Origin of the sequence: Bacillus yunxiaonensis (assembly GCF_037104695.1) — a bacterium.
GTDB lineage: Bacteria > Bacillota > Bacilli > Bacillales > Bacillaceae_G > Bacillus_A > Bacillus_A yunxiaonensis.
In genome coordinates this window covers 501,858-516,803 of the sequence record NZ_JBAWSV010000003.1, presented here as the reverse complement: position 1 = coordinate 516,803, position 14,946 = coordinate 501,858, and the positions used below count along the sequence as shown (strand labels likewise).

At 37.5% G+C, this 14,946-nt stretch carries 18 protein-coding genes and 1 pseudogene; 8 read left to right on the top strand and 11 right to left on the bottom strand.

Features of this window, described 5'->3' with window-relative positions:
* Positions 1–136: 136 nt before the first annotated feature.
* Positions 137–376: a YuzB family protein gene (locus WAX78_RS11905; RefSeq protein WP_098308736.1), complete on the bottom strand. Its 240-nt coding sequence runs from the start codon at positions 374–376 to the stop codon at positions 137–139.
* A gap of 335 nt (positions 377–711) precedes the next feature.
* On the opposite strand from WAX78_RS11905, the gene WAX78_RS11900 reads away from it, so the two are divergent.
* Entirely contained in the window at positions 712–1,782 is a 1,071-nt protein-coding gene (locus WAX78_RS11900; protein ID WP_336482460.1) for an NAD(P)/FAD-dependent oxidoreductase, read from the top strand.
* 72 nt (positions 1,783–1,854) lie between these two features.
* On the opposite strand, the gene WAX78_RS11895 is transcribed toward WAX78_RS11900, so the two are convergent.
* Positions 1,855–2,358, bottom strand: a complete 504-nt coding sequence (locus WAX78_RS11895) for a DinB family protein (protein ID WP_336482459.1) — start codon at positions 2,356–2,358, stop codon at positions 1,855–1,857.
* A gap of 202 nt (positions 2,359–2,560) precedes the next feature.
* On the opposite strand from WAX78_RS11895, the gene WAX78_RS11890 reads away from it, so the two are divergent.
* Positions 2,561–3,505, top strand: a complete 945-nt coding sequence (locus tag WAX78_RS11890) for a helix-turn-helix transcriptional regulator (RefSeq protein WP_336482458.1) — start codon at positions 2,561–2,563, stop codon at positions 3,503–3,505.
* Between the two features lie 427 nt (positions 3,506–3,932).
* Here WAX78_RS11890 and WAX78_RS11885 read toward each other — a convergent pair whose 3' ends face one another.
* The 3 genes from WAX78_RS11885 to WAX78_RS11875 all read right to left on the bottom strand — a co-directional run bounded on the left by WAX78_RS11885 (position 3,933) and on the right by WAX78_RS11875 (position 5,391).
* Positions 3,933–4,730 carry a nucleotidyltransferase domain-containing protein gene (locus WAX78_RS11885; RefSeq protein ID WP_336482457.1) on the bottom strand — a complete coding sequence of 266 codons (798 nt, stop codon included), beginning with the start codon at positions 4,728–4,730 and terminating at the stop codon, positions 3,933–3,935.
* A complete protein-coding gene (locus WAX78_RS11880; RefSeq protein WP_336482456.1) occupies positions 4,718–5,008 on the bottom strand; it encodes a hypothetical protein in 291 nt (96 codons plus the stop codon). The genes WAX78_RS11885 and WAX78_RS11880 overlap by 13 nt, the downstream gene beginning before the upstream one ends.
* 74 nt (positions 5,009–5,082) lie before the next feature.
* Positions 5,083–5,391, bottom strand: a complete 309-nt coding sequence (locus WAX78_RS11875; RefSeq protein WP_336482455.1) for a YuzD family protein — start codon at positions 5,389–5,391, stop codon at positions 5,083–5,085.
* A 178-nt stretch (positions 5,392–5,569) separates the two neighbouring features.
* Here WAX78_RS11875 and WAX78_RS11870 point away from each other — a divergent pair.
* Positions 5,570–5,788 (top strand): annotated as a pseudogene (locus WAX78_RS11870) (NifU family protein); the annotation flags it as partial.
* Positions 5,789–5,874: 86 nt separating this feature from the next.
* On the opposite strand, the gene yutH reads toward WAX78_RS11870, so the two are convergent.
* Complete coding sequence (gene yutH / locus WAX78_RS11865) at positions 5,875–6,876, bottom strand: spore coat putative kinase YutH (RefSeq protein ID WP_336482454.1); 1,002 nt, start codon at positions 6,874–6,876, stop codon at positions 5,875–5,877.
* 116 nt (positions 6,877–6,992) lie between these two features.
* On the opposite strand from yutH, the gene WAX78_RS11860 reads away from it, so the two are divergent.
* Positions 6,993–7,484, top strand: coding sequence for a phosphatidylglycerophosphatase A family protein (locus tag WAX78_RS11860; RefSeq protein WP_253630776.1), 492 nt, complete (start codon positions 6,993–6,995; stop codon positions 7,482–7,484).
* A gap of 41 nt (positions 7,485–7,525) precedes the next feature.
* On the opposite strand, the gene WAX78_RS11855 is transcribed toward WAX78_RS11860, so the two are convergent.
* Positions 7,526–8,014: a GNAT family N-acetyltransferase gene (locus WAX78_RS11855; RefSeq protein WP_336482453.1), complete on the bottom strand. Its 489-nt coding sequence runs from the start codon at positions 8,012–8,014 to the stop codon at positions 7,526–7,528.
* Between the two features lie 169 nt (positions 8,015–8,183).
* On the opposite strand from WAX78_RS11855, the gene WAX78_RS11850 reads away from it, so the two are divergent.
* Complete coding sequence (locus WAX78_RS11850; RefSeq protein ID WP_336482452.1) at positions 8,184–8,765, top strand: NAD(P)H-dependent oxidoreductase; 582 nt, start codon at positions 8,184–8,186, stop codon at positions 8,763–8,765.
* Positions 8,766–8,847: 82 nt separating this feature from the next.
* Here the strand turns inward: WAX78_RS11850 and WAX78_RS11845 are convergent, their stop codons facing one another.
* From WAX78_RS11845 to hepT, 4 genes are all read right to left on the bottom strand, one after another.
* Positions 8,848–10,200 (bottom strand): MFS transporter, encoded by a 1,353-nt coding sequence (locus WAX78_RS11845; protein ID WP_336482527.1) that lies wholly within the window; start codon positions 10,198–10,200, stop codon positions 8,848–8,850.
* 324 nt (positions 10,201–10,524) lie between these two features.
* The gene (locus tag WAX78_RS11840; RefSeq protein ID WP_336482451.1) at positions 10,525–11,289 is read right to left on the bottom strand and encodes a TIGR01457 family HAD-type hydrolase; all 765 of its coding nucleotides are present in this window, start codon (positions 11,287–11,289) and stop codon (positions 10,525–10,527) included.
* Positions 11,290–11,381: 92 nt separating this feature from the next.
* A complete protein-coding gene (locus WAX78_RS11835; protein ID WP_336482450.1) occupies positions 11,382–12,017 on the bottom strand; it encodes a helix-turn-helix transcriptional regulator in 636 nt (211 codons plus the stop codon).
* Between the two features lie 200 nt (positions 12,018–12,217).
* The gene (hepT, locus tag WAX78_RS11830; RefSeq protein WP_098308800.1) at positions 12,218–12,658 is read right to left on the bottom strand and encodes a type VII toxin-antitoxin system HepT family RNase toxin; all 441 of its coding nucleotides are present in this window, start codon (positions 12,656–12,658) and stop codon (positions 12,218–12,220) included.
* Positions 12,659–12,806: 148 nt separating this feature from the next.
* Between hepT and glpX the strand changes: the two genes are divergently transcribed.
* From glpX to WAX78_RS11815, 3 genes are all read left to right on the top strand, one after another.
* Positions 12,807–13,778 (top strand): class II fructose-bisphosphatase, encoded by a 972-nt coding sequence (glpX, locus tag WAX78_RS11825; protein ID WP_336482449.1) that lies wholly within the window; start codon positions 12,807–12,809, stop codon positions 13,776–13,778.
* 15 nt (positions 13,779–13,793) lie between these two features.
* Entirely contained in the window at positions 13,794–14,060 is a 267-nt protein-coding gene (locus tag WAX78_RS11820) for a DUF3055 domain-containing protein (RefSeq protein WP_098308804.1), read from the top strand.
* 369 nt (positions 14,061–14,429) lie between these two features.
* Complete coding sequence (locus WAX78_RS11815; RefSeq protein WP_336482448.1) at positions 14,430–14,933, top strand: RNA-binding S4 domain-containing protein; 504 nt, start codon at positions 14,430–14,432, stop codon at positions 14,931–14,933.
* Positions 14,934–14,946 lie beyond the last annotated feature (13 nt).

Sequence of the window (14,946 nt, the reverse complement as noted above, 5' to 3'; positions counted from 1 at the left end):
TGTAAGAAAAAAGCCCTTCAACAAAGGGCTTTCTTTTTTTGTATATACATATCAGTACTTGCTGCACTAATTAGCCTGTTCCTTCGAGATAATTTTATGTATCCAAATGAAAAAGACGCTGCCTCTTTGCAACGTCTTAAAACATCGGATTTTCATCTAAATAATCGTATATGTTTTTCACAAGTTCTTCCGGTGTTTCGCCTTTTACAACTTCACCGTTCACAAGTGCATATGGTCCTTCAAAACAAATACCGCAATAACCAAGACAACCATACTCAATTACATCTAAATTCGGATCTTTCTCTAGTTGTTCCCTTGCCTTTTGCGCACCACTTGCAAGGTTGCCGACACAAAATTCAATTAACGGTTTAATCAACCTTATCCCCCCTACATCTATATATTAACCCTTGTTTTATAACAGTAAAACTAAGATGTTGTATAAATTGAGCTGAAACAACTAAAATTTTCAATCGTTTCATTCAGTAATCCTTAATAAAAAGCACTTTTCGGTCGAAAACTGCAACATTCTACAATTTTTTCACAAATCGCCCCACTTTTCTTCTTATTGTACAACAGATTATGCATTCATACATTGTTATTTGCTTCTAAATTCGATATAATTTGAGTGGGTAAAGTCAAAATATTTTTGTAATATAAAAACTTTTATTTTTATGATTAGGGGATATTTCAATAGAAAAGGGGTAATCCATCATGAAGCACCTCGTAATACTTGGTGGGGGCTACGGTGGAATGAGAGTTTTACAGCGTCTTCTTCCGAGCAACCAACTTCCGGATGATGTTCAAGTGACATTAATCGACAAGGTACCGTATCACTGTTTTAAAACAGAATACTACGCATTAGTAGCAGGAACGATTTCTGAAACGCATATTCGCATTCCATTTCCAGAACATCCACGACTTAATATTCAATACGGAACTATAACTAATGTTGATTTAGAAAACAAAGCCGTTCATCTTGATAGCGGTGAAGTTGTTAATTATGATGACTTAATTATTGGACTAGGTTGTGAAGACAACTATCACAACGTTCCAGGGGCGCAAGAAAATACGTATAGCCTTCAATCCATTGAACAAGTTCGTCAAACATATCAACAACTAAACGGTTTAGAACCACACGCAACAGTTGCTGTTGTAGGAGCTGGACTAAGCGGTGTTGAAGTAGCAAGCGAGCTTCGCGAAAGCCGTCCAGACTTAAACATTTATTTATTTGACCGAAAAGATCGCATTCTTTTCCCGTTTCCAGAAAAACTAAGTAGATACGTAGAAGAGTGGTTTTTGAAACATAATGTTACAATCATTCGTAACTCAAACATTACAAAAGTAGAGCCAAATATTGTGTATAACCACGATGAACCACTTGAATGCGATGCAATCGTATGGACAGCTGGCATTCAAGCAAGTGAAGTTGTTCGTAATCTACCTGTTGAGCACGATAATAGCGGTCGGGTTGCATTAACAAAATATCATAATATTCCAGAATATGAGAATGTGTATGTGTTAGGTGACTGCGCTGCATTGCCGCATGCACCATCTGCTCAGCTTGCAGAAGGACAAGGCGAACAAATTGTCCAAATATTATTAAAACGTTGGAATAATGAAACATTACCAGAAGAACTACCTGTTATTAAATTAAAAGGTGTTCTCGGTTCTCTTGGTAAAAAACACGGCTTCGGTTTACTTGCAAATCAGCCGTTAATGGGCCGCGTACCTCGCCTTTTAAAATCAGGTATTCTTTGGATGTATAAACATCATAATGGTTAAACAAAAAACAAGAGCCGCCATGCAGCTCTTGTTTTTCGTTTTGACGTAATGAATTCATAGCACATACTATTTTTAAAGTGGTGGATTTTCCACCCCTAAATGAATCCAATCTTCTTTTGGTGGACCATAAACTCCAAATGGTTTTATTCCTGCTTGACGCATAAGAACTGTAACTTGTCCGCGATGATGAACAATGTGCTTAATTAGTCCCATTAAGATTGTAGCGTTTGATTCCTGTCTTCCAAATGCTTCTTGTATTTGCTTTAGTGATTCATCTGTCCATTGTTCTTCAATAACTTTGGCTGCATCGAGACTTATATTTTTAAAAGTTTCAGCAATTTCCTTCGCTGAGGTTGGTACACTTTCTACATTTTCTACTCCATCTATCTTCAATCCGAAATGAGCTAAATAACCTGGAATATTTGTTGCAAAATGCCACGCAATTCTCCCCAAAGTACGACCTTCTGGATAAACTTGTTGTTTTAATGATTCATCTGTCAAACCATCCAAAACTTTTTGAGTTAGCATTGCTTCCCTATTCCATTCTTTAATAAAGTCTGAAATTGTTACATACATAAATTATTCCTCCATAATCAAATTTTAATTGACAATTTATTTCTTGAAATACAGTATGAAATATCTCCTATATAAAAATTATTTTTGAATCTTTACTATCACTTGATTCAGTATTTACATAAGTAACTTCTTGAATCATTTTTCTATTAATAATTGTATATTATAATGGTGACAGATTGTGTCATAGTTATTGGAGGTATTTATGTCTAAAGCAAAAAGATTAAATGAAATGATTATGATGGTTAATCGAATGAAACGATTTACAGTTGGAGAATTAGCGCAAGAATTTCGTGTTTCCAAAAGAACAATTTTGAGAGATTTACAAGAATTAAGTGAGATGGGTGTACCACTGTATTCAGAAGCAGGTCCGCATGGCGGTTATCAAGTCTTAAATGAAAGAATTCTTCCTCCCATTGCATTTAGTGAGGATGAGGCTGTTTCTATATTCTTTGCACTTCATACATTAAGACATTATATTTCCCTTCCATTTGATATTGAATATGAATCAATAAAAAAGAAATTTTATTTAAATCTTTCTGGAGATATTAGAGAGACAATTGACAATATGAAAGATCGAATTGATTTTGTGTCGATACATCAACAAGAAGAAATCCCATTTTTAAGACAATTGTTAGATGCAGCCATTCAACAAGACGTTATTATAGTAAATTATGAAACCAATGGAAGGACTAGCAATAGAAGTATTCAACCGATTGGTATTTATGCAAATGAAGGAAAGTGGTATTGTCCATCTTATTGTTTTTCTAAAAAAGATTATCGAGTCTTTCGATGTGATCGTATACAATCTGTCGAACATGATGAAAATACGAATCCAATTGACTTATCCAATATTACTTTAAAGAATCGTTTTTCCATCCTGAATGATTATAAAGAAACATTTGAGTTATATGTAGAGTTAACGCAGAAAGGTGTAGAAAAATATCAATCCGTTACGTGGCCAAATACTGAGTTGAATAAAAGAGAAGATGGTTCAGGATTTGTGAGAGGCACTATCGCAAAACATGATATTATCTTTTTTTCAAATTACTTTATTACATATGGAGAACATGCAATTATTAAAAAACCCGTTGAATTAATTAAATATACAAAAGAAAAATTAACTAACATCTTAAACCAATATGATTAATTTAAGATGGAGAAATCCGGTGTTACTCTTCCGCACATATTCCTACTATATAAATCCATTTTGATTTTTCAACATATAAGTCGCTACTATGCAGAACAAACATAACCTGCACTCCATTAGTAGGAAATATAGCCCCCACTTATGGAAGTTTCACTTTACCCCGCATTAACGGGCAGTAAGATCCTACCTCAAGATTCAAAGAGAAACGTTGTCCAGCTCTAGCGGCTAGAACCTCCGGTCGTTTCGCCCCCTCGGATGAGGCGAAAAGCGCCTCTCTGTCGGGTGCTCCAACGTCCTGCGATTCTGGGCGAGCCGCTTCCGCTTTTCTACAGAAGATAGGTGGGGATAACTGCTCGTAAAAGCCCGATTGGTTCAACTAACCATCAGTGGAGGATGAAAAAACTCCCCCACTTATGGAAGTTTCACTTTATCTTCCCCACCTCTTCTTACATTCCTCTATCCCAAACAATAAATACTGCTTCGTCATCTCAGCACGCCTCCATCTCGATAAGGACGGCTTCATCCCTTCTTTTTGACGCATCCGATACACATCTTGCAGTAACGGTTCCCATTCTTTAGAAGATGCCATCATATATTGCAAACCTTCATCTTTAGAAATAATCCGTTCCGTCTCTAGCGTGTATATAATACGTCCCATCGTTACAACTGCAAATTCCACCCATTCTGTGGATAAAAATAAATAGGGGCGTTTTACTTTCTCGCTCCAATATTGTTCCACATTGTATTTCATTGTGCTCACAACATCATCCCACGTTACTGCATATGAAAGCTCGTTTGCTTGTTTACCGCAAACAGTAATACCTTGATTTTTTAACGTCCACCACGTAACAGAATTAATATCCCAATGTCCTTCATTGGTTTTTCCATCTGAACAATATAAATACGGTGACATTTCATGATTTTGCTTTCCTACATCAACAAGCGGAATATACATACCATCCATTCTCTTACCAAGATCATGTTTATAAAGTTTCTTATGTAGCTCACGTATCTTCACTTTCTCTACTTCATTCACTTGTTCTGTCGTCACCGTTACAAAATCAACATCACTCGTTTCCAAGTGAAAAGCTCCTAATGCTAAGGAACCATACAAATACACACCAACTAGTTTTTCTTTAACACCGATTTCCTGAAGTCCATTCACATATTTGTCTAATAAGAGTTTCACTTCTTCTGGTATAGAACGCTCCATTACGATACCCATAAGTATACTCCTAACGCAGCCACCACATTAGGAATCGCTGCAAACACATTCGTTTTAGCAGATTGAAAACGAGATTCTTTTCGCGTTGGCTTTGCCGAAGCAAATGTCCCCCGCGCTCCTAAAATGAATCCATCTATACAAAGAAATGCTGCACTAGCTAAGAAAAAGAGGCTTAGCCAACCTGCTAACGAGTAAATCATCGCTGCATCTCCTTCCATATAGGCAATACCGCTGACTGCAAAAACCCCTATACTCCCTATTACAAAGCCCTTCTTCATCTCATCCACCCTTTCGAATACAGAAAAAGCCCCTGCATTTCGTAGTCTACGTTGCAAGAGCTCTGTGAGTTATATTATAGATATTTCTCAATTTCTTCGTATACATCCTTTAAGCGGGGATTACCTTCTCCCACGATTTCACCGTTCACAAGTACAACGGGATAAAATAAATCTTCTTCAATCACGCGCTCCGCAAAAACTTTCTTTTCTTCCTCTGCTTGCTGCTCGTGAATGTCCACATATTCAAAATGAAATTTCTCTTCTTGTCCTTCATACTTTCTTCCAATTGCTGCTTGCAGCCATTCATACGTTTCCGTTGATGACGGCATCCCAACGCAGCTAGCACACACAACTTTCGCCCCGTAAACGCTAACTTTTATCATATTCTCTCCCCCATCTGCACATACATTTCTTTCTGCATCTTATTGTCACATATAAGCAGGAAATTTCCATAAACTATTTTGACAACATAAGAAAGATATAAAAAATAGATTTTCCCCTGTATCTTGATTATAATAAAACTAATGAAAGGAGTCGATAAAAATGGAAAACGAAAACTTACACGAACAAGTAGTAGAAGTATTAGATAAATTACGTCCATTCTTACTTCGCGATGGCGGTGACGTAGAATTAGTAGATATTGAAGACGGTATCGTTAAATTACGCCTTCTAGGTGCTTGCGGCAGCTGCCCAAGTTCTACAATCACATTAAAGGCTGGTATCGAACGCGCACTTTTAGAAGAAGTACCAGGCGTAATCGAAGTAGAACAAGTATTTTAATGTAAAATCTTTAGTGGATTATTTAAAATAGCCACTAAATCTAAAAAAAAGAGACCCACTATGGTCTCTTTTTTCAAAACTACATATTACGTTAACCAATCTAATTTACGAATTCCTAACTTATCAACAGGTAAACGAATAAGGTCATAAAAGCGCTGAAGAAATTGTTCCGATTGATTTACCTGTTGCAAAATGGTTTCCAGCCGATCTTGGTATACATATTTCTGCGTCTCGTTTCCAGTTAAGTAATACCCTTCAACTGTTTCAAAGTAATGAAGAGGAAAGAGAAGACGCGCAAATAGGAGCCGCCACCCAAAGGAAGATAATGGATAGTTACGTTCATAATCCGTTAAAAACTGGACAATCGTTTCTTCCCATTTCTCTCTTTTTTCAAAAGAAACGTGACGGACCCACTCTGCTAAGTCGCGGCTTGGATGATCGTATACCCAATCAACCGGCAGCTTTAATCGCTTCGTTTGCTTCCAAAGTAACGGTGTAAATCGTTCCTGACAAATTGTTGCAGCATCAGCAAGTTGAGGAGTATCATCAATTTCTGTATCTACTACATATTGAATCGCATTTTCGGCAAGACCTAAGTAGTAGGGAAATGATTCAATAAATAATTGTTCAAACATATCAGTAGGGTGACTCATTATTTTGGATTGCCAAAAGCGCTCGAGCTGATCTAATCGTTTTTCCCACAGCGCCTTCCATTCACCAATTCGACTGAGATGTTCAATATCATCTGAAAAAAATGCACCGCGCTTATGAAATAACGATAGCTCACTTCCTGGAGACATTGCATTGCGATCTAGCATACGCATTCCTTTTAGCAAGCAATAATTTGCATCTTCTATCTCGCTAACATAATAACCTTGTATGTTTGGAACAAAAGTCGCAACTGTAATATCACCTTGCTGATTCATATAATCACTTAACTTCTTCATTTCAACAAGCTCTTCTTCTTGCAAGCTTTCCGTCGCAAGAAGCACATAAATTTTATTTCGAACCCAAAAGCTCTGATAGGGCCCGAGGGGTGTAAATTCTTTGACGTGTATATGATAATGCTCATAAATATGTTGAATCATCGTACTCGCCACCTACACTTTTTCTATATATATATGAGCTTCTGATTAACTTTCATTCCTATGCACATAGTACACCTATACGTATACAATATTAAAAAGAAAAAAAGGTGATAATCATGACACAACGAAATGAACTACAAGAAAGAGCATTACAATTACTACAAGAACGCGGCGTAACAATTGACGATATTGCAGAGCTCGTTCATTTTCTTCAAAAAAAATATCATCCAAATTTAGCAATGGAGGAATGTCGTTATAATGTAGAACGCGTCTTATCCAAACGCGAAGTGCAAAATGCACTCATTACAGGAATTGAACTGGACGTCCTTGCCGAAAAAGGATTGTTAAGTGCACCTCTTCAAGACATCATACATCGTGACGAAGGATTATACGGTGTAGATGAAGTCGTTGCCTTATCTATCGTCAACGTATACGGTTCAATCGGTTTCACAAACTTTGGTTATATTGATAAATTAAAACCAGGTATTTTAGAATATTTAAATGACAAATCAACAGGTAAAGTTCATACATTCCTCGATGATATCGTCGGAGCGATTGCCGCTGCTGCATCCAGCCGTTTAGCGCATAGAGCTGCACATGCTGAATAGCACAAAAGTAAGAAAAACCAGCTTCTTTAAGCTGGTTTTTCTTATTGTTTTTCACATCCCGCCGCGTCATACTCCATAAGCAAAAACTCCCTTCCCCTGCTCATGAAAGAAGCCTTCTTTTGAAAACCTGCTTTCATATACAGATGAATGGCACGTTCATTAAAAGCGGCGACACTTAAACGAATCTTCTCTGGTCCAAATTGCTCTTTCGCAAATTGTAGTCCCGCTTGAAAAAAAGATATCCCCAATCCCTTTCCAGTTAAATCCGGTTTCATTCCAAGTCCAATATCCACAACACATTCACCTGTGTATAACTTTGCGTCTCTTCCGCCCGGCACTTGTGCGTTATCCCCAAAACAAAAATAACCAATGAGTTCATCATGCTCATTACGAACGCCATAATATGTACCGTCTAACAATTCTTCTAGCGTTTCAGACGCTCCGGTAAAACTATATAATTCATATGGCTCCTCATATTGCCATACATTTATGTTTTGCGCTTCTTCTAATGTAAGTGTCTGTATGTTCATTTGTACGTTCACCTTCTCTTTCCTTGTACAAATTCGCTCAAACTAGGAGAGTTCCTCCTCTCCAAAGCATCTTCTTTGATTTCCTAACAACAAGTAACTAAAATAGTTACAATAGATGTTTTTTTATATGAACATACTACTAACATATCCACAGACAGGAGGAATTGTAATGAAACACTTAATCGTTTATGCTCATCCGAATCCACAAAGCTTTAACCATGCAATTTTAGAAACACTCCAAGGACAATTACAAGAAAAAGGACACGAAGTACGCGTTCGCGATCTATATGCGATAAACTTCAATCCTGTATTAGCTGCCAATGACTTTATTTCATTTTCACAAGGAAATACGCCGTCTGATATTCAGGCAGAACAAGAACATATTACGTGGGCAGATGTAATCACATTTATTTATCCAGTTTGGTGGACAGGTCTTCCTGCTATCTTAAAAGGATATGTAGAACGTGTATTTAGCCAAGGATTTGCTTTTACATACGGTCCAAATGGCGTTGATAAATTTTTAACAGGCAAAAAAGGATTATTGTTATCCACAATGGGCAATTCGAAAGAAAACTACGATGCAAGCGGTATGTTTGAAGCAATGAAGAAAACAACTGATGCAGGTATTTTTGATTTTACTGGTATTGAGACGGTAGAGCATGCATTCTACACAAGCGTTCCTTCTGTGGATAACGAGACGAGAACACAATATCTTGAAGAAGTAAAAGAACTTGTAAATCGTTTATTTTAACGAAAAATCCACCTTGTGAAGGTGGATTTTTAATTTCCGATAATTTTAGGGATATATCTTTGCAAAATCTCTTCTAACTCTTTTATATCCTTTTACCTCTTCGACTATAAGCTACTGTATAGATTGTTGCACCAATTAATATAGTAACAATAAAAACAAGTAGTAAATTACTATACAAGTATGCTTTCGCATTTTGTATAGTGGACAGTAACGGATATTCTAGAATATGTTTTGTTAACAACCCACCAACAATAGCCATCCCTAGTCCCTCTGCTAAGAAGCAGGCGAAGCTGAGAAATCCCATACCTGCACCGATTTCCTTCGGCCCCAGAGCATCCGCAACACTCGTAGAAATTACTGTTTTAACGAAGGAAAGTCCACCAAACATTAGAATCAACATACCAGAAACCAACCGTGGTGTTCGATCTGCAAATAATGAAATGATAAGAAAACTCGCAACAATGAAAAGTGAACCAAGCCATAGAACAAACGTAGTTCCTCGTTTATCAACTAGGCTACCACCAACTATACCGAATAACATCACACTCATAGTTCCTGGGAATATAACCCACCCAATCATACTTGCAGACAGTTGGTGTACATCTCTCATCATATAAGGAATCATTGATATACAACCTGCTACGGTTCCTAACAGAATACATCCAGTTAGAACTCCCAATATAAACTTTCGGTTTAGAAATAATCTTGGTTCTATAAAAGGTTGTTCAACTTTGTGTATATACAAAGCGCATCCTGCAAACAACGCAAAACTAATTGCCAAATACAACCAGTTATATTGCGTTGTGTATATTGTAAATGTGACAATCCCACAGGACAGTAACGCTAATCCCCAAATATCCATCCTCTCTCCCTTTGTGGATTCATTAGGAAGTTCTTTTAGAAAAAAGGGGATAGTGAAAAGTGTCAGCATCGGAATCAGAAAAAGAAATGGCCACTGTACATAATGGGCAACCGTCCCGCCAAGAGCTGGACCTATTCCTTCTCCCATAGCTACCAACGAGCCGATTATACCAAATGCTTTACCACGATCTTCTAATTTCACGTAGCGTGCAACGATTACCATGATAAGCGCCGGCACTGCTGATGCACCAACACCTTGAATAAAACGCGCAGCAATTACAGCAAAAAAATTAGAATGTGCCAAAACACCCAAAAGTGACCCACCACTATAAACTAGCAGACCGAAAACAAGTAATTTCTTCACACCATATTTATCACTTATTGTTCCATATGTGATTGATCCAATAGCAAATGAAAGCATAAAACTTGTATTTACCCAGTTAGCCAAAGACGGTGATATACCAAGGTCTTTCGCGATATCAGGTAAAACTACATTAAAAACCATTTCGTTCAATACGCTGAAGAAAGCAAGAAAGCCAAGCCATAGAAAAGCCTTCTTCACATCAGTAAACACATAATTCGGTAAATCGGTTGCTGTAGTTGTTACATTACTATTCTTTAATTCTTGTAGATCTTTTTCCACTAGGATGATACCCCCATATTAAAGGGGAACCACGCAGTTTATAGGGTAAATGATGCGTTCTCCCCTTAAATTTGTACCCCCATCATTTTTGTGCACTTCATAAATACGCCTCCTTATTATAAATATTCCATATTATACCATTTATCTGTTAAGTAAGAAAGAAATAGGTTTTCACATAATTCGACTGCATCTATTGCCAGAACGAATTTTTTTGTTATAAAAAATAGGCAATCATTTCTGATTGCCTGTCTCTTCTTACATCTTTTCAATCCACTCTGTCAAATTGTGGACAACTTGCGTTGGCTGTACATCATATTCTGTTAATTTTTCCACAGATGTGACTCCTGTGTGGACAAGAAGCGTATCCATCCCCGCATTCATACCAGCTAAAATGTCTGTATCGTAGTTATCCCCAACCATTAACGTTTCTTCTTTCGTTGTACCAAGCACTTTTAGAGCCTGTTCCATAATAATGGATTCTGGTTTACCAATGAAGATTGGATTTACCGTTGTGGATACCGTTACAACAGACGTTAAAGAACCGTTCCCTGGTAATAAACCACGTTCTGTTGGAATCGCAATATCACCATTTGTTGAAATGAATGTTGCCCCGTTTCGAACGGCTAAGCATGCTTTTGCTAGCTTTTCATATGTAACTTCACGATCCAATCCAACAACAACAAAGTCCGGATTACTATCCACAAGTGTGAATCCTTTTTCCACAAGGGCATCACGTAAGCCTTCTTCTCCAATCATATATACAGAAGCATTTTGCTTTCTTTCATATATAAAATTCGCCGTTGCCATGCTTGTCGTAAATACTTGCTCTGGGCTAGCTGGAATATCAAACTGCACAAGCTTATCTGCAACTTGCTCTGGTTTACGCGTTGAGTTGTTCGTAACAAATAAATATGGTAAGTTACGTTCTTGCAACGCTTTTATAAAATCACTTGCCTCTTCAATTCGTTCTTCGCCTCGATACATTGTTCCATCTAAGTCAATTAAATAACCTTTATACATAGGTGTCACTCCTTCTTGATACATCATCTCTTCTTATCGTATCCTCTTTTCCAAAAGAAAAAAACGCTTTTTCGAAAAGCGTCCTATAATGTTCATTTTTTTTCTTTTATTTGATACGAACAGAAGCAATCTCCATCACACATACTAGATAATATTTTCACATCAGCATCTGGCAAAAGTGTATCATACATGTTTTTCTCATCATGACAAATTTGCGGAAACTTTTCAGCTACCTCTATTAAAGGACAATTTTGCTTTTGTAATAGGAAGGAATGTTCACTTTCTTGTTGTACGCGCACCATATAACCATTTTTCTCTTGCATAACTGCAATTTCTTTTAATCGCTCTACTGTTGTTTCTTTTCGATTTATACGGTTCGCTAATTGTTCTTCCATACGGTTCGTACGTGCCCTTAAAAGCTTCTTCACGAGTTCCTCATCGCCAATATGCAGCAAGTCTTCTAACATTTCGACTGCAAACTGCTTATATTGTTTCGGAAACAGGTCTTCCCCTTTTACACTTAAACTATAAACATACATCGGTCTTCCGACATGTTGGCGTACCATCTTCGCTTCAATCAGCTCTTCCTTTTCAAGCCTGCTTACATGACGGCGCACTGCCATCTCCGTAATTTGCAATGCTTCCGCTAATACCGCAACAGTTTGTTCTCTCCTTACTTTCAAAAGTTGAATAATTTCTTCTTTTGTAGAACGTGCTGTTTCCCCCATTTCTCTACCTTCTTCCCTTTAACAAGCTTTAATAAACAAAGTACATCACAATCCACAAAAGGAATTTTTTTCCTATTTTTAAGCAGTAAAACCCCCACCTCAAAATTCTAAAAAAACAAAGAAGAGAGGTGGGGACTGACTGTTGGCATACGCCCGATTAGCGAGAGCTTTCCATCAGTAACGCTGATGAAAGTTTCACTTTACTCTCCTGCAAATGCAGATACAGGACCAAGTTCTTGCTCCAAATAACGGCGAATATTAGCAGGATACTGTTTAATCATATCAATATGTTTTTGAACTGTATCATACACTTCTGTATGGTTCATATTTACATACTCTTGTACAATCATTTTACGAAGACGAACAACTTCTTTTAAACGTTCTCCTTCTTCATTCGTAACAACTTTTTCGTCCATTAAAATATCAATAATATCTTCATAACTACCTGGATCACGCATAATAAATCCATCAATCATGGCATTGCCTACGTCTAAAATACAATCAATCATAAGATGTGCCATGCGCTCCAATGCATATTCATCAAGCGCTCCGCGGTATTCTTGTTTTGTTTGAAATGCTGCAACAACTTTCTCTAAACACTGTAACATTTGTTCAATTTTTTTACGGTCTACAAAGTACATATATGTCACCTACCTGGAAATTAAAGCATTTTCATTCCCAATTGTACCCCTTTATTCAAAAAAAATCGACAATTTTTCGAATTCACCTTTTTCTCTTTCTTTGTTATAGTTATACGTGTATGATTTTCGGAATTGGGGGAATGACACCTTGGAACGTGAACTCGCACTAGAAATTGTCCGTGTAACAGAAGCAGCAGCCCTTGCATCAGCACAATGGATGGGCCGCGGTAAGAAAAATGAAGCAGATGATGCTGCAACGACTGCAATGCGTACGATGTTTGACTCTGTTAACATGGCTGGTACTGTTGTGATTGGAGAAGGGGAACTTGATGAAGCACCGATGCTTTACATTGGTGAAAAGCTTGGAACAGGTAACGGTCCAGAAGTAGATATCGCCGTTGATCCATTAGAAGGAACAAATATCGTAGCAAAAGGTCTTGCAAACGCAATGGCTGTTATCGCCATCGCTGATAAAGGAAACCTTCTACACGCTCCTGATATGTATATGGAAAAAATTGCAGTTGGTCCAAATGCAGCTGGTAAAATCAGCTTAGATGATCCAATCGAAAAGACAATTGACATTGTAGCAGAAGCAAACAATAAAAAAATTCGCGACTTAACAGTTATCATCCAAGAGCGTGAACGTCATCAAGACATTATCGATCGTGTTCGTGCAAAAGGTGCACGTGTAAAATTGTTCGGTGACGGTGATGTTGGGGCATCTATCGCAACAGCTCTTCCTGGAACAGGAATCGACTTATTTATCGGTACTGGCGGTGCTCCGGAAGGCGTTATTTCTGCTGCAGCACTTAAATGTCTTGGCGGAGAGATGCAAGCACGTCTCGTTCCAATGAATGAAGAAGAAGAAGCACGTTGCCTTGCAATGGGCTTAGAAGACCCACGTCAACTTCTTATGTTAGATGATTTAGTATCCGGTGATGACGCAATCTTCTCAGCAACAGGTGTATCTGCTGGCGAGTTATTAGATGGTGTGAAATTCCTTGGCGGAGATTTAGCAGAAACATATTCAATCGTTATGCGTTATAAAACGAGAACAGTGCGCTTTATTAAAACGCACCACCATTTAGATCATAAACCACACTTAAATTTAGATATTTAAAAAGGAGTCATGTTCATGGGAGAACGCTTTTTTCTTTATGATGATACAGTAGAAACAAAAACGCGCTTCGTAAGCTTTATGGGAGAAAACGAGCGCCACGATTTAGCGCTTTTGTATTCTGACCGTCATTATGGTAAAACAATCGTCCTTGATATACAGCGCAATAAATTTGCCATTATCGGTCGTGACGACTTAGAAGAACCTGGCTACTTAGAACATGCATTTTCTATTTCTGAAGAAAATGCAGAAGAATTACGTTCATTTTTATTTGAACTGATGTAATCAAAATTACCAGCTTGCAACAGGCTGGTAATTTTTCGTGCTATTTATTTTGAATTTTCAGTTTAATATGTTATACTAACGACAAATCTATTTGGATAGAAAGGATGTTATACTACGTATGCCAACATATACTTTGTAATGGAGCAACAACTGGATAGTATTACTCTCAAAAAAGCACAACGCTTTTTTCAAGGGAGTAGTCTGCCCAATTCCCATTACAAAGGAACGTAGCACATCTGTAGTATGATTGTTACGAAGGTTCCTCACAGGGGAACCTTCTTTTATTTTTCTCTGTTTTCTATATTTCATACTGCAAGACATCCAAATAGATGTCCCACGTTCCTTTATCTAAATACGAGGTGAAGGAAAATGCAGAACGTACAACTTTCTTGGAATTTATATAAGACAGAATTAGAAGATACTGTAGAAAAACATTGTAAAAATTGTGGTCATACAGCCTTGTTTACTGATACACATATTCGCAGACATAACGCGAATGGTAAAAACATTTATCGTTTTGCGATTTACAAATGCGAAAAAGGACATACATGGAATAAGAAATTACACATTTATAAAACGTATTCTGAACATGTTGAAACAGTCGATATGCTTCAAGAAGAACGCCAGGAAACAATAAACAACATTTCAATCCTGCCCTATGAAAACGCAGGATTGACGGAACTAACCATCCTATTAGAATCCGTGTATGGATTGTTTCGCATCGACAAAGCACTCGCAACCTATATTTCAGAATGGAGCCGTACGGTAATCATAGAGAAAATTAAAAAAGGATCTATTCACTTAAACGGTCAACACATTAAGCCAAATGCCAAACTTGCAGCTGGCGATTGCATTTCTATATACATGCGATAGGCAAAAAAACTCC

What these genes read in the sequence shown, in the direction of transcription:
- WAX78_RS11895 (WP_336482459.1), bottom strand. Translation starts at nt 2,358, where the DNA reads ATGTATGTAACAATTTCAGACTTTATTAAAGAATGGAATAGGGAAGCA.
- WAX78_RS11885 (WP_336482457.1), bottom strand. Translation starts at nt 4,730, where the DNA reads ATGGGTATCGTAATGGAGCGTTCTATACCAGAAGAAGTGAAACTCTTA.
- hepT (WP_098308800.1), bottom strand. Translation starts at nt 12,658, where the DNA reads ATGTACTTTGTAGACCGTAAAAAAATTGAACAAATGTTACAGTGTTTA.
- WAX78_RS11820 (WP_098308804.1), top strand. Translation starts at nt 13,794, where the DNA reads ATGGGAGAACGCTTTTTTCTTTATGATGATACAGTAGAAACAAAAACG.
- WAX78_RS11855 (WP_336482453.1), bottom strand. Translation starts at nt 8,014, where the DNA reads ATGAACATACAGACACTTACATTAGAAGAAGCGCAAAACATAAATGTA.
- WAX78_RS11835 (WP_336482450.1), bottom strand. Translation starts at nt 12,017, where the DNA reads ATGGGGGAAACAGCACGTTCTACAAAAGAAGAAATTATTCAACTTTTG.
- WAX78_RS11850 (WP_336482452.1), top strand. Translation starts at nt 8,184, where the DNA reads ATGAAACACTTAATCGTTTATGCTCATCCGAATCCACAAAGCTTTAAC.
- WAX78_RS11900 (WP_336482460.1), top strand. Translation starts at nt 712, where the DNA reads ATGAAGCACCTCGTAATACTTGGTGGGGGCTACGGTGGAATGAGAGTT.
- WAX78_RS11860 (WP_253630776.1), top strand. Translation starts at nt 6,993, where the DNA reads ATGACACAACGAAATGAACTACAAGAAAGAGCATTACAATTACTACAA.
- yutH (WP_336482454.1), bottom strand. Translation starts at nt 6,876, where the DNA reads ATGATTCAACATATTTATGAGCATTATCATATACACGTCAAAGAATTT.
- WAX78_RS11890 (WP_336482458.1), top strand. Translation starts at nt 2,561, where the DNA reads ATGTCTAAAGCAAAAAGATTAAATGAAATGATTATGATGGTTAATCGA.
- WAX78_RS11880 (WP_336482456.1), bottom strand. Translation starts at nt 5,008, where the DNA reads ATGAAGAAGGGCTTTGTAATAGGGAGTATAGGGGTTTTTGCAGTCAGC.
- WAX78_RS11875 (WP_336482455.1), bottom strand. Translation starts at nt 5,391, where the DNA reads ATGATAAAAGTTAGCGTTTACGGGGCGAAAGTTGTGTGTGCTAGCTGC.
- WAX78_RS11840 (WP_336482451.1), bottom strand. Translation starts at nt 11,289, where the DNA reads ATGTATAAAGGTTATTTAATTGACTTAGATGGAACAATGTATCGAGGC.
- WAX78_RS11815 (WP_336482448.1), top strand. Translation starts at nt 14,430, where the DNA reads ATGCAGAACGTACAACTTTCTTGGAATTTATATAAGACAGAATTAGAA.